Source organism: Streptomyces sp. NPDC026672, from assembly GCF_040638185.1.
Lineage (GTDB): Bacteria > Actinomycetota > Actinomycetes > Streptomycetales > Streptomycetaceae > Streptomyces.
In genome coordinates this window covers 34,021-47,250 of sequence record NZ_JBEZXS010000014.1, presented here as the reverse complement: position 1 = coordinate 47,250, position 13,230 = coordinate 34,021, and the positions used below count along the sequence as shown (strand labels likewise).

The following is a 13,230-nucleotide window of genomic DNA, read 5'->3' as shown; positions in this document are numbered from 1 at the left end:
CTGCATCCTTCGAGAAGCACAACTGAGGAGGAGTGCCGTGCCGGGGCCGCACTCACGCGTACGCACGGCGAGCGGACCGCGTGGCGCGCGCGTCAACTCACGGTGACGTACGGGAGCCTATCGGGTTTGAAGCCGAAAAGATCAACCGCACGGCGTTGCGGAAGTGAGGGTTCCGTCACTCTCCGCCAGGGGGTGACACATCGACAAATTCCTATGAGCGCAGGGAAGTTGCGCGATCCCGGGGGTGCGATCCCCTGGACAGCCGTCCAGGTATGCTGGACACCTGTCCAAGAATGGGGAGGGGTTCACGATCATGGAAATCGTGGCGGACGTGCTCGTCGGTCTGGTGGCCGCGCTGCACGCGTACATCCTGGTGATGGAGATGTTCCTGTGGGAGCGGAAGCCGGGGCGGGGGCTGCACGGCTTCGACCCGGAGATGGCCCGCGCGACCGCGCCGATGGCCGCCAACCAGGGGCTCTACAACGGCTTTCTGGCGGCGGGTCTGGTGTGGGGTCTGATCGCCGCGGATCCGACCGGATTTCGCGCCCAGGTCTTCTTCCTGTCGTGCGTGGTGATCGCGGGGGTGTACGGCACGTTCACCGCCAACCGCCGCATCCTGTTCGCGCAGGCGCTGCCGGGGGCGATCGCCCTGGTGGCCGTCCTCGTGGCGCGGTGACGCGTACGGCGGCCGGGGATCCGAGGGCCGAGCGGACGCGGGCGCGGCTGCGGGCGGCCCTCCTCGCGGAGTGCGCCGAGCGTCCGCTCGCGGAGGTGGGGGTCGCGGCGCTGGCGCGGCGAGCCGGGGTGGGGCGGGCCACGTTCTACGTGCACTACGACGGTCTCGAGGCGCTGGCGGTGGACGCCTGCGCGGACGTGGTGCGGGACGCCGTGGACGCGCTGCACGCCTGGCGCGGGCGGCCCGACCCGGTACACGCGCCGCCGGCGCTGCGCGCGTTCTTCGAGGGCCTCGCCCCGCACGCCGGCCTGTACCGCTCACTGCTCGCGCCGGGCGGGGGCGGGCCGCTCGGCCTGGTCCTGCACCGCGATCTGCGGGCCCGCAGCCGGACGGAACGCGAACTGGCGGGCGCCCCCGACGCACCCCTGGTCGCCTCGGCCGTGGCGGCGACCTTCACCGGCGTCCTCGCCGACTGGCTCCACGACCTCCTGCCCGCCACCCCCCACACCATCGCCGACCAGACCTGGCAACTACTGGTCGCCCTGCACCGCAGCAGATGAGGGGACGGCGCCGCCGCCCGACGAGACCGCGCACCCACGCTCCGCCCCCGGCACCCCGCGGGGGGCAAGGCGGCGACGAGCCCCCGCACCGCGGACGACACCGTCCGCACCGCCCGCCGCCCGAGCCCCGCACCCTCCCGCCAGGGCCGGGCTGCCCCCCTGGGCAAGGCGACGAGCCCCCGCACCGCGCATGACGGCATCCGCGCCCCCCACCGACAGGACCCGCGCACCCACGAACCGCCTCGGCGCCACCCACCCTCCCGCCACGGCCGAGTCGCCCGCCGGGCAAGGCGGCGACGAGGCCCGCGCCGGGACGGGCGTGCCGCGTCGGAGGCGGGGCCGGTGTGCGGGTGGGTGCCGGTGGGACGTGACGGCTTCGCGTCGTCGCTTTCCGTCGGCCCGGCCGAAGTCCCCGGCAGGGCCCGTCAGTGGGCTGTCGTTCGGAAGGTGCGGCGGTAGGTCTGGGGGGAGACTCCGATCGCCGCGTGGAGGTGCTGGCGCAGGGACGCGCCCGTGGCGAAGCCGACCTGGGTCGCGATGCGGTCGACGGACAGGTCGCTGGACTCCAGGAGGTGCCGGGCGCGGGCGACCCGCTGCTGGATGAGCCAGCGGCCGGGACTGAGCCCGGTCTCGTCGCCGAAGCGGCGGACGAAGGTGCGCCGGCTCATCCGGGCGTGCTCGGCGAGGTCGGCCAGGGTGAGCGGTTCACCCAGGTGCTCCAGCGCCCAGGCCCGGGTCGCGGCGGTGCCCGACGTACCGCCGGGCGGGAACGGCCGCTCGATGTACTGGGCCTGCCCGCCCTCCCGGAAGGGCGGTACGACACAGCGGCGGGCGACCCGGTTGGCCAGTTCGCTGCCGTGGTCGGTGCGCACCAGGTGCAGGCACACGTCCACACCGGAGGCGGCCCCGGCCGAGGTGAGCACGCGGCCGTCGTCCACGAACAGCACGTCCGGGTCGAGATCGACGTGCGGGTACTCCCGCCGGAACCGCTCGGCCAGCTGCCAGTGCGTGGTGGCGGGGCGCCCGTCGAGCAGCCCGGCCGCCGCCAGCACGAACGCCCCCGTGCAGATGGACACGATCCGCGCGTCCGGGCGGATCGTGCCGAGCGCCGCGGCGACCCCGTCGGGCAGCCGCGCCGGGATGTACGACGGCTCGACGGAGACGATCACCACCGTACCGGCGGTGGCCAGGATCTCCGGCCCGTGGTCGACGGTGATCGAGAAGTCGGCGCAGGTGCGCACCGGCTCTCCGTCGACGGTGCAGGTCAGCACCTCGTACCGCCCCTCCGCCGCACCGAGGATGCGGCTGGGGATGCCCAGCTCGAAGGGGTAGACGCCGTCGAGGGCCAGGACGGCCACCCGTTCGGCCCGGTGTTCCTCACGCATGGCACGATCCTAGCGAAGCTTGGCATTCGTGCCATTTACCGGGGGTGCGGGCCCGGGCAGGCTGGACGACCATGAACGATGTGAACACGATGCGCGTCATCACACAGGACGTCCTCGGCGGCCCCGAGGTGCTGCGGACGGCGGAGGCGGAACGCCCCGAGCCGGGCGCCAACCAGGTCCTGGTCCGGATGCGGGCCGCCGGGGTCAACCCCACCGACTGGAAGCACCGGGCGACCGGCGGCTTCCTCGGCCGGCCCCCGTTCGTGCTCGGCTGGGACGTGTCCGGCGTGGTCGAGGCGGTCGGCGTCGGCGTGGCCGCCTTCCACCCCGGGGACGAGGTCTTCGGCATGCTGCCCTACCCCTACGGCCACGGCTCACACGCCGAGTACGTCCTCGCGCCGGTGCGCGCCCTGGTCCACAAGCCGGCCTCGCTCGACCACACCCTGGCGGGCGCGCTGCCGCTGGTGTCGCTGACCGCGTGGCAGGCGCTGGTGGAGACGGCCGGGCTGCGCGAGGGACAGCGGGTCCTGGTGCACGCGGCGGCCGGCGGCGTCGGCCACGTGGCCGTACAGATCGCCAAGGCGCGCGGGGCGTATGTGATCGGCACGGCGAGCGCGGGCAAGCACGACTTCCTGCGCGGGATCGGCGTGGACGAGACGGTCGACTACCGCACCGCGGACTTCACCGAGGCGGTGCGGGACGTGGACGTGGTGCTCGACACCATCGGCGGCGACACCGCCGTCCGCTCGCTCCGCGTGGTGCGGCCGGGCGGGATCGTGGTGTCGATCCTGCCGAGGGGCTCGGAGGAGTTCCCCGCCGAGGCCGAGCGGCTGGGCGTACGGGCGGTGCGCATGCTGGTGGACGCCGACCGGGCCGGAATGACGGCGATCGCCGAGCTGGCGGAGTCCGGCAGGCTGCGTCCGACGATCGCGGGCACCTTCCCGCTGTCCGAGGCGGCCAAGGCGCACGAGCTGGGCGAAACGGGCCGTACCACGGGCAAGTTGGTCCTGCTGGCCGACTGACGCACCACCGGGACGGGGGCCGGACCGATCGGGGTGATCGGGCCGGCCCCGTGCCAACTCACGGGCTTCCCCGGCGACTTCGACACCCCACCGTCACGCAATCCACAAAAAGTTGCGCCCCAAACCCGAAGACATATGTCAATCGAACATGCTCAAATTCCCTCTATCGAGGGTAACTTGCTTGGGCGGGGTACGGACTTACCGGTAGTGGGTGGAGGTGATGTCGTCGTGCGCCAGGAAGCGCGTCACGAGCCCGCGCCGCTCCCCCGGCACCTGCGCGTCCACGAGGACCGCGGGTACACGGTGGTGGAACTGCGGGGTGAGATCGACATCGCCACGGCGGCCGAGGTCGGGCCGCATCTGGACCGGGTCACGGACCGGCCCGGCGCCCGGGTCGTGATCGACCTGCGGCGCATCGAGTTCTTCGACTGCTCGGGGCTGCGGCTGATGTACCGCGCCCGCAGCCGGGTGCTCGACCGCGGCGGACAGCTCCAGGTCGTGTGCACCCACCCGCTGACCCTGCGCGTCTTCCGGGTCACCGGTCTGTCCCGGCTGCTGCCGCCGCTGCCGAGCCTGGACGCGGCCCTGAACCAGCCGGAGGCCACGTCCGGCACGGTGTGACCGGCACGCCCGGTGCGACCGCGGGCCCGGTGCGACCGGCGGGCCCCTACTCCCCGCGCGGCGAGTCGAACAGCGCGCTGACCGACTCGCCGTTGTGGATGCGGCGCACGGCCTCGGCCAGCGCCGGCGCGATGGACAGCACCCGCAGCTTCTCCTTGTACTCCTCGTGTGCCTCGGCCGGGACCGGAACCGTGTTGGTGCACACGATCTCCAGCACGTCCGGCTGGGCGCTCAGCCGTCCGAGCGCACCCCCCGCGAACAGCCCGTGGGTGCACGCCACCCGGATCGAGCGCGGCCCCGACTCCCGCAGCCGGTCCAGGAGTTCGAGCACCGTGCTGCCCTTGGCGATCTCGTCGTCCAGCACGATGAGGTCCCGCCCGGCCACGTCGCCGATCACCGAGCTGATGATCACCCGGTCGTCGGCGAAACGCTGCTTCGCGCCGGCGGCCACCTGCGCCCCGATCATCCGGGCGAAGGCCGCCGCCTCCTTGGCGTTGCCGAGGTCCGGCGAGACCACGGTGGTGCGGCTGAGGTCGTACTGCCGGAAGTGCGCGGCGAGTTCGCGCAGCGCGTGCAGATGGTCCACGGGCACGGAGAAGAAGCCGTGCACCTGCGGCGCGTGCAGGGTCATCGCGAGGACCCGGCTCGCGCCGGCGGCCACCATCAGGTCCGCCACCAGCCGGCCGCCCAGCGAGATGCGGGGCGCGTCCTTCTTGTCGGAGCGGGCGTAGGAGTAGTGCGGCATGACCACCGTGATCCGGGCCGCGGAGGCGCCGCGCGCCGCGTCGCACATCATCAGCAGCTCGACGAGGTGCTCCTGCACGGGCCTGACCAGCGGCTGGATCAGGAACACGTCCCGTTCCCGGCAGTTGGCCTGGAGCTGCACCTCCAGACAGTCGTTGGCGAACCGGCTGACACGGGTGGGGCTGAGGGGCACGCCGAGGTGGGCGCACACCTCCTGGGCCAGCTCCGGGTGGGCGCTGCCGCTGAAGACGGCGATGTCTCGCACGATCCGCTCCTCGCATGATCATCACGGGCTGCGGCTCATGCTACCGACGCCCCGCGCGCCTCACCGCGGAACGGCTGCGGCGGCCCTCCCGATCCCGCGCGATCTTCCTTCGGCGAACGTGTCTGGCGCGGTCGTCGGATGGGCATTCGCTAGGCAGAAAGGAGGGCCGTCCCCATGACGTCTACCCTCGGGCGACTGCCCACGCGCATGCCCGGCTGGGCGAAGGTGCTGAGCGCCTTCGTGGTGGTGCTCGTCGTGCTGTTCGCCGGCATCAAGCTGGCCGTACTGCCCGGCATCAAGGACCTGTTCGGCACCGAGACCCAGGACCGCACCGGCCCCGCGCTGCTCAAGTCCATCCAGGACATGAGCCGTTACGACGCCGCGTCCGGCAACTTCCAGGTCGTCGTGGACCTGGAGAAGGACACGAAGTACCTGCCGGACGCACTCCGCGGCACGCGCACGCTGTACGTCGGCGCCGGCACCGTCGACGCGTACGTCGACCTCGGCCAGGTCGGGGAGGACGACGTGACGCTGAACGCCGACCGCACCTCGGCCACGCTGCGGCTGCCGCACGCGCGGCTCGGCTCGCCCGCGCTGGACCCCGCCCACTCGTACGCCGTGTCCAAGCAGCGTGGTCTGCTCGACCGGCTCGGGGACCTGTTCTCGGACAATCCCAACAGCGAGCAGGCCGTGCAGAAGCTGGCCGTGCGGCACATCGGGGACGCGGCGAAGGACAGCGGGCTGACCACCCGTGCGGAGAGCAACACCACCGACATGCTCCAGGGCCTGCTGCGCTCCCTGGGCTTCAAGGAGGTGCACGTCTCGTACGGCTCATGACGGCCGGTCCCGCGCCGCGGCGGTGCATCCGCCGCCGCTTCGCGGGTAACCGCGCCATCACGGGGACGACAACACGACAGGGAGGACCGAACGAGATGGCCGGCAGCGCCCCACACCTGCGCACCATTTCACTACTGCGAGCCGCCGGGATCGGCCGCTCCGCCAAGACCGGCAGGGCGAGCCGCACGACCGGGTCTTCGCGGAGCGCCAAGGGCACCAAGTCCGGGAAGAAGGCGGCGAGTTCCCGCACCGGACTGCTGCCCTGGACGCGCCGTTCCCGGCCCGCCGCCGAACGGGCGGCACCGCGCCCCGCCGAGCCCGAACGGCGGGTGCTCCCGCTGCCGGTGCGGCTGCTGGCGATGCTGTGCGCCTTCGTGTTCATGGTGGCGTTCGCCGTGGTCCTGGCCCGGCTCACGCTGCAGCCCTCCCCGGCGTCGGTGGCGCTCACCCACACCAACCTCCACCCCGGCCGCTCCCTGAAGGCGTACCTGGACCAGCCCGAACTGCGCGACGCCGTCAAGCAGATCGGCGGGAACGTGGTGCTGGGCATCCCGTTCGGCATCCTGGTGCCGGTGCTCGCGCCGCGGGCGCGCGGGGTGCTGTGGGTGCTCTTCCTCACGGCGGCCGTGATGCTGCTGGTGGAGCTGGCGCAGGGCGCGCTGGTCACCGGGCGGGCCTTCGACGTGGACGACGTCATCCTCAACACCTCGGGCGCGCTGGTGGGTTACCTCCTCCTGGGGCGGCGTTTCGGACGTGTGGTGCACAAGGGGAAGCGGAAGCGGCGATAAACACCTAGTGGTCTGTACCAGAGTATTGACGGGCCCTTAGCTCACTCCTTAAATCAAGAGGCGACGCCTTCACCCCCCACCACAGTCGGCGCTCCCGCGTCGGGGCCGCCGTACGGAAGGGAAGTCCGTGGCCTCCCCACGCTTTCTGCGCAGATGTCTCTTCGCCGCCATGTCGGCCGCGCTCGTCGCGTCCGCCGCCATCGGCCCGGCCCAGGCGGACAGTTCCGTCGCGGCTGGGGCCGCGGCGGTGACGTTCTCCGACAACTTCGACGGGGCGGCCGGTTCCGCGGTCGACTCGTCGAAGTGGCAGATCGAGACCGGCGACAACGTCAACAACCACGAGCGGCAGTACTACACCTCGGGCAACAAGAACGCCGCGCTGGACGGCCAGGGCCATCTGGTCATCACGGCCCGCCGGGAGAACCCGTCCAACTACCAGTGCTGGTACGGGACCTGCCAGTACACCTCGGCCCGGCTCAACACCTCGGGCAAGTTCAACGCGCAGTACGGGCACGTCGAGGCCCGGATGAAGGTGCCTCGCGGGCAGGGCATGTGGCCGGCGTTCTGGATGCTGGGCACGCCGGTCAACTGGCCGGACTCCGGCGAGATCGACATCATGGAGAACGTCGGTTTCGAGCCCAACACGGTCCACGGCACCATCCACGGCCCCGGCTACTCCGGCTCGGGCGGCATCGGCGCGGGCTACTCGCTGCCGGGCGGCCAGGCGTTCGCGGACGCCTTCCACACCTTCGCCGTCGACTGGGCGCCCGACTCGATCACCTGGTCGGTGGACGGCAACGTCTACCAGCGGCGCACCCCGGCCGACCTGGGCGGCCGGACATGGGTGTTCAACAAGCCGTTCTTCCTGATCCTGAACCTGGCGGTCGGCGGCTACTGGCCGGGCGACCCGGACGGCTCGACCCAGTTCCCGCAGCAGCTCGTGGTGGACTCGGTGTCGGTGACCACCGGCAGCTCGGCGTCCGGCTCCCCGATCCGGGGCCTCGCCGGCAAGTGCGTGGACGTCGCGGGGGCCAGCGCGGCCAACGGCACCCCCGTGCAGCTCTACGACTGCAACGGATCCGGCGCCCAGCAGTGGACGGTCGGCTCGGACGGCACGATCCGCGCGCTCGGCAAGTGCCTGGACGTGACCGGCAACGGCACCGCCGACGGCTCCACGGTCCAGCTGTGGGACTGCACGGGCGGGGCCAACCAGAAGTGGGCGGTCTCCGCGGCCCACGACATCGTGAACATCCAGGCCAACAAGTGCCTGGACGTCACGGGCAACAACTCCGCCAACGCGACGCGGCTGCAGATCTGGACCTGCACGGGCACGGCCAACCAGAAGTGGACGGTCGGCTGACGCTCCCACGGGCCGGGGCCCGTCCGGCGCACGCCGGGCGGGCCCTCAGCGCACCACCCAGGTGAACTTGTCGCCGCCGACCCAGCGGACGACCTCCGGGTCGTCGAGGTCGTGGACGGTGATGCCGAAGATCGCGCAGACCTCCAGCACCTCGGTCACCGCCCGGGCCTGGGCGACCACCTCGCCGTCGATCTCCACGATGCGGAAGGGCGGACTCCCCGGAGCGCCCTGCATGACCCCGAGCACCAGGATCCGCGGCTGTGAGATGTGCGGGCTAGCTATTTCGGTCATGCATAGAGCGTAGAACGCCGCCGTCCGAAGTGAGTGACCCACGTCACTCCGCCTGCCGGGCCGTCGTGCGGTGCGGCCGGGCCTGGGCAACCCTGGGGGTGGAGGTGGCGATGGACCCCGTCGAGGCACTGGAGCGGATCGCCTTCCTGCTGGAGCGGTCCCTGGCCCCCACCTATCGCGTCCGCGCCTTCCGCACGGCCGCCCGGGTCCTCGGCGGCCTGCCCGCGGGCGAGGTCGCCGAGCGCGCCGCCGCCGGCACGCTGGAGTCCCTCGGGGGCGTCGGCCCGAAGACCGCGCGGGTGGCCCAAGAGGCGCTGGCCGGGCGGGTGCCGGAGTATCTGCGGACCCTGGAGGAGGAGGTGGGCGGCCCGCTCGCCGAGGGCGGGCAGCGGCTGCGGAGGCTGATCCGCGGGGACTGCCATCTGCACTCCGACTGGTCCGACGGCGGCAGCCCGATCGAGGAGATGGCCCGTGCGGCGGCCGGGCTGGGCCACGAGTGGGCGGTGCTCACGGACCACTCGCCCCGGCTGACCGTGGCCCGCGGGCTGTCCCCGCAGCGGCTGCGCGAGCAGCTGGACACGGTCGCCCGGCTGAACGCGGACGTGGCGCCGTTCCGGCTGCTCACCGGCATCGAGTGCGACATCCTGGAGGACGGCTCGCTCGACCAGGAGCCGGAGCTGCTGGCGCGGCTCGACCTGGTCGTGGTGTCCGTGCACTCCAAGCTGCGGATGGACGCCCGCGCGATGACCCGCCGGATGGTGGCCGCCGTCCGCGATCCGCACGCGGACGTCCTCGGGCACTGCACCGGACGGCTGATCGGCGACGGGAAGAAGCGGCCGGAGTCGGAGTTCGACGCGGACGCGGTGTTCGCCGCCTGTGCCGAGGCGGGCACGGCCGTGGAGATCAACAGCCGTCCGGAGCGGCTCGACCCGCCCATGGGGCTGCTGCGCCGGGCCGTCGCGGCGGGCGTGCTGTTCGCGGTGGACACCGACGCCCACGCCCCGGGCCAGCTGGACTGGCAGGTCCTGGGCTGTGCCCGGGCCGAGGAGTGCGGGGTGCCGGCCGAGCGGGTGGTGACCACCTGGTCCGCGCCGGAGCTGCTGGACTGGACGCGGCACGGACGTACTCCGCAGGGGTGACGCACGTCACCGGTTGACCGCGCAGGGGGCGGGAACACGCGGGGGGCGTCACCCGTTGACCAGACCGTGGGTGCGGATGGGACAGTGTCCCCGGGCCTCACCTCTGCCCACAGGGACGATCGTTCGGCTGAAGCCCTGTGGAGCCTTTCGCCGCGAGGCGACCGCCATGCGCGCCCACCGTTTGGCCGCCCCGGCCGTGATTCCCCCGTCGCGGTCGGGGCTTTCCCCTTGTCCGTCCCCTGTCCGCCCGCGGCGGGCGGCGGTCAGTGCGGGGCGCGTTCCTCCAGGGCCGTGCGCCAGGCCGGGAGGCGGTGGTCCTGTGCGGCCGGTTCGGCGCGCCGGCCGCCGCGGGCGAAGAAGTCCGCGAGGGGCAGGATCGCGGCGCCGACGGTGACCGCGTCCGGACCGAGCCGGCCGAGGTCGATGGTGACCTTCTCGGCCGGGTGGCGCAGCGCGTACGTCGTCGCGTGGCGGCGCACGGCGGGCAGGAACCGGGCGCCGAGCTGGAGTCCGGCCCAGCCGCCGATCAGGATGCGCTCGGGCTGGAAGAGGTTGATCAGGTCGGAGAGCCCGGCGCCCAGGTACTCGGCGGTCTCCTCCAGGACGGCGAGCGCCACCGGGTCGGGCTCGGTGCCCTCGGGCGGGTAGGCGGCGGCCAGCATCGCGGTCAGCGAGGTCTCCTCGTCGCTGCCCCCGGGGTCCTCGGGCTGCCGTCCGCCCTCCTCGCGCCAGCGCGACAGCAGCGACTCGGCTCCCGCGTACGCCTCCAGACAGCCGAGCGCGCCGCAGCGGCAGCGGCGCCCCCTGACCCGTACCGTCAGGTGCCCCCACTCGACGGCCCTGCCGTGCTCGACCTCGGGTGTGACCAGGCAGGCGCCGACGCCGGAGCCGAAGAGGACCACCACGGCGTTGCGGGCGCCGCGCCCCGCGCCGAACCACATCTCGGCCTGGCCGAGGGTCTTGGCGCCGTTGTCGATGAAGTACGGCACGCTGTCCGGCAGTTGGGTGCCGGAGCGGAGCAGTGCCTCCAGCGGGACGGCGTCCCAGGCGATGGTCTGGCCGTGCACCACGGCGCCCCGGTCGGGGGTGCGTTCCACTATGCCGGGCACGCCGACGCCGACGCCGAGCAGCCGCCCGGCGTCGATCCCGGCGGCGCGCAGCACCTCGGCGACGCCGTCGCGGATGTGGCCGACGATGACGTCCACGTCGTAGCTCTGCGGGGCCAGCGGGCGTTCGACGCGGGCGAGTTCGGTGAGGGTGAGGTCGAACAGCTCGACGCGGACGCGGGTTTCGCCGACGTCGACGCCGATCATGTGGCCGCTGTCGGGGGCGACGCGCAGCAGGGTCCGGGGGCGTCCGCCGTCGGAGTCGACGCTGCCGGCCTCCTCGACCAGGCCGTCGGCGATCAGGTCCGCGACGACGTTGCTGACCGAACCCGAGCTCAGGCCGGTCGCCGGGCCCAGTTCGAAACGGCTGAGAGGCCCGTCGAAGTACAGCCGTTGCAGCACGGCCGTGCGGTTGCCTCGTCTGAGGTCGCGTACCGTGCGCCCGTTCCGCCCCGCCATGTGGCTCCCTTCGAACCCTGCACGACCTGCAACATACCCCCGGGTGCCGGGCGGGCGCGAGATCCTCCAACCCTTAGTTCACGCTGTGAGCAAAGAGGAGCGTCCGCGGGGTGGGCGGGACGCGTTCGACGACCGGGCGCCCAACTCGGCACACTCCGGGCCCCGGAGGTCCGCGGGGCGTACAACTCCCCGGCCGTCCGGTGGACTCGGAGGCCGGGGCGTCGCGCTCGACGCGCCTACGGGAGCGTGCTGTCGACCGCGAGGACGATCTTGCCCCGGTTGGCGCGGTCCGCCAGTCGTTCGTGGGCGGTGCGGGCCCGGTCCAGGGGGAGGACCGTCTCGATCGGCACCCGGTAGGTGCCCGCGGCCACCCCCTCGGCCAGTTCGCGCAGGTCGGCGCGCGGGTCGTAGCCGTGGACCTGGAGGTTGGTGAGCTGGAAGCCGTGGATGGCCACGTTCTTCGGGTAGAAGTCGCGGGTGTCGACGGTGCTGGGCTCCAGCGCGACGTTGGCGAGGGAGACGACCCGCGCGCCGTACGCGGTCTCGCGCAGGCTGCGCGCGAAGGACCGGCCGCCGACGGTGTCCAGGACGACGTCCGCCCCGCGTCCACCGGTCAGCCGCAGCACCTCCTCGACCTCGGCCTCCTCCGGGAACCGTGAGGTGTCGAGGGTGTCGCTCGCCCCGAACCCGCCCGCCCAGTCGGCCTTCTCGGCCGATCCGGCCAGGGCGATCACACGGGCGCCGGCCTCCGCGGCGATCTGCACGGCGGCGCTGCCGACCCCGCTGGCGGCGGCCTTCACCACGACCGTGTCCCCCTTGCCGGCCTTCGCGAGACGCCGCAGGCAGTACCAGGCGGAGAGCCAGGCCACGGGCAGCGCGGCCGCCTGCGCCGAGTCCACCGCGTCGGGCAGTGCGACCACCTGGGTGGCCGGGACGACGGCCAGTTCGGCGTAGAAACCCGGGGCGCCCGCGCCGTCGAGGGCCAGGACGCGCTGTCCGGCGGCGAGCCCCGTCACCCCCTCTCCCACGGCCGCCACGACCCCGGCGCCCTCCAGGCCCGGGATCAGCGGCGGGCGCGGGGCCCGATGGTAGACGCCGGACCTGATCAGGGCGTCCGCCCGGTTCACGGCCGCCGCCGCGACCCGCACCAGCACCTGCCCGGGGCCGGGCACCGGGTCGGGCACCTCCACCTCCACCAGCACCTCGGGTCCGCCGAACTCCTCGATCCGTATCGCACGCATGCCGTTCCGTCCTCGCTCGGGACCTCCGGCGCCATGAGCTGTGACACCGGTTCAACCGGTGTCAGCCTCCGACACCGCATCAACCGGTGTCAAGCGCTAGGCTGGCCGGCATGACCTCCGCATCCGATCCGGCGCTCGCGTTCCCGTTCCTCGGCGGCCGCCCCTGTCTGGACTTCGTCGCCACGCTCGGCAAGCGGCACACCGACCCCGTGGAGCGGCTGCCGGACCCCGCCGCGCTCTCCCGCTGGTTCGCCGAGGCGGAGCTCGCCCCGGGCGACACCCCCACCGAGGTCACCGCGCGCGAGCTGGCCGAGGCCCGGGGGCTGCGCGAGGCCGTCCACCGCGTCGTACGGACCGCGATGGCCGGTGGGGAGCCGGACGCGGCGGACGTGGCGCGGGTGAACGCGGCGGCGGCCCGGCCCGATCTCGCGCCCCAGCTCGGCGCGGCACGCTGGAGCGCCCGGGACCCCGCCCGCGCCGCCCTCGCGACCGTGGCCCGTGACGCGGTCCTGCTCGTGGGCGGGCCGCTGCTGGAGCGGGTCAAGGAGTGCGGCAACCCGGAGTGCTCGCTGCTGTTCCTGGACGACTCCCAGGCACGGCGCCGCCGCTGGTGCTCGATGGAGCGCTGCGGCAACCTGGCGAAGGTGGCGGGCTACCGCTCCCGCGGCCGCGCGGCCGGCGCACGCTGATCACGCCGTCCCGACCGGGGCCCCGGCCCGCCCGTCCGCCGTGATCG

The 13,230-nt window shown here is 73.3% G+C and carries 14 protein-coding genes; 9 read left to right on the top strand and 5 right to left on the bottom strand.

The features are described from left to right. The first annotated feature begins 313 nt into the window (after positions 1-313). Together AB0F77_RS18235 and AB0F77_RS18230 are read left to right on the top strand one after the other, a co-directional pair. The gene (locus tag AB0F77_RS18235; RefSeq protein ID WP_361949011.1) at positions 314-676 is read left to right on the top strand and encodes a DUF1304 domain-containing protein; all 363 of its coding nucleotides are present in this window, start codon (positions 314-316) and stop codon (positions 674-676) included. Beyond that, entirely contained in the window at positions 673-1,236 is a 564-nt protein-coding gene (locus tag AB0F77_RS18230) for a TetR/AcrR family transcriptional regulator (protein WP_361949008.1), read from the top strand. The genes AB0F77_RS18235 and AB0F77_RS18230 overlap by 4 nt, the downstream gene beginning before the upstream one ends. A 425-nt stretch (positions 1,237-1,661) precedes the next feature. Here AB0F77_RS18230 and AB0F77_RS18225 read toward each other — a convergent pair whose 3' ends face one another. Beyond that, positions 1,662-2,621 (bottom strand): helix-turn-helix domain-containing protein, encoded by a 960-nt coding sequence (locus AB0F77_RS18225; RefSeq protein ID WP_361949005.1) that lies wholly within the window; start codon positions 2,619-2,621, stop codon positions 1,662-1,664. 71 nt (positions 2,622-2,692) lie between these two features. On the opposite strand from AB0F77_RS18225, the gene AB0F77_RS18220 reads away from it, so the two are divergent. Then, positions 2,693-3,643: an NADP-dependent oxidoreductase gene (locus AB0F77_RS18220; RefSeq protein ID WP_361949002.1), complete on the top strand. Its 951-nt coding sequence runs from the start codon at positions 2,693-2,695 to the stop codon at positions 3,641-3,643. 228 nt (positions 3,644-3,871) lie between these two features. Then, entirely contained in the window at positions 3,872-4,264 is a 393-nt protein-coding gene (locus AB0F77_RS18215; protein ID WP_361948999.1) for an anti-sigma factor antagonist, read from the top strand. Positions 4,265-4,310: 46 nt separating this feature from the next. Here the strand turns inward: AB0F77_RS18215 and AB0F77_RS18210 are convergent, their stop codons facing one another. Next, positions 4,311-5,273 (bottom strand): ribose-phosphate diphosphokinase, encoded by a 963-nt coding sequence (locus tag AB0F77_RS18210; RefSeq protein ID WP_361948996.1) that lies wholly within the window; start codon positions 5,271-5,273, stop codon positions 4,311-4,313. 174 nt (positions 5,274-5,447) lie between these two features. On the opposite strand from AB0F77_RS18210, the gene AB0F77_RS18205 reads away from it, so the two are divergent. From AB0F77_RS18205 to AB0F77_RS18195, 3 genes are all read left to right on the top strand, one after another. Next, the gene (locus AB0F77_RS18205) at positions 5,448-6,110 is read left to right on the top strand and encodes a DUF4230 domain-containing protein (protein ID WP_361948993.1); all 663 of its coding nucleotides are present in this window, start codon (positions 5,448-5,450) and stop codon (positions 6,108-6,110) included. A 329-nt stretch (positions 6,111-6,439) separates the two neighbouring features. After that, positions 6,440-6,898 (top strand): VanZ family protein, encoded by a 459-nt coding sequence (locus AB0F77_RS18200; protein ID WP_361949383.1) that lies wholly within the window; start codon positions 6,440-6,442, stop codon positions 6,896-6,898. 127 nt (positions 6,899-7,025) lie between these two features. Further along, positions 7,026-8,258 carry a family 16 glycosylhydrolase gene (locus AB0F77_RS18195; RefSeq protein ID WP_361948990.1) on the top strand — a complete coding sequence of 411 codons (1,233 nt, stop codon included), beginning with the start codon at positions 7,026-7,028 and terminating at the stop codon, positions 8,256-8,258. Positions 8,259-8,303: 45 nt separating this feature from the next. On the opposite strand, the gene AB0F77_RS18190 is transcribed toward AB0F77_RS18195, so the two are convergent. After that, positions 8,304-8,549 carry a hypothetical protein gene (locus AB0F77_RS18190; RefSeq protein WP_361948987.1) on the bottom strand — a complete coding sequence of 82 codons (246 nt, stop codon included), beginning with the start codon at positions 8,547-8,549 and terminating at the stop codon, positions 8,304-8,306. Between the two features lie 110 nt (positions 8,550-8,659). On the opposite strand from AB0F77_RS18190, the gene AB0F77_RS18185 reads away from it, so the two are divergent. Continuing rightward, on the top strand, positions 8,660-9,688 hold the full coding sequence (locus AB0F77_RS18185) for a PHP domain-containing protein (protein WP_361948984.1): 1,029 nt from the start codon (positions 8,660-8,662) through the stop codon (positions 9,686-9,688). A 263-nt stretch (positions 9,689-9,951) separates the two neighbouring features. On the opposite strand, the gene AB0F77_RS18180 is transcribed toward AB0F77_RS18185, so the two are convergent. After that, positions 9,952-11,253 (bottom strand): ROK family transcriptional regulator, encoded by a 1,302-nt coding sequence (locus AB0F77_RS18180; protein ID WP_361948981.1) that lies wholly within the window; start codon positions 11,251-11,253, stop codon positions 9,952-9,954. Positions 11,254-11,489: 236 nt separating this feature from the next. After that, complete coding sequence (locus tag AB0F77_RS18175) at positions 11,490-12,494, bottom strand: zinc-binding alcohol dehydrogenase family protein (protein WP_361948978.1); 1,005 nt, start codon at positions 12,492-12,494, stop codon at positions 11,490-11,492. 110 nt (positions 12,495-12,604) lie between these two features. On the opposite strand from AB0F77_RS18175, the gene AB0F77_RS18170 reads away from it, so the two are divergent. Continuing rightward, the gene (locus tag AB0F77_RS18170; protein WP_361948975.1) at positions 12,605-13,183 is read left to right on the top strand and encodes an ABATE domain-containing protein; all 579 of its coding nucleotides are present in this window, start codon (positions 12,605-12,607) and stop codon (positions 13,181-13,183) included. Positions 13,184-13,230: the final 47 nt, after the last annotated feature.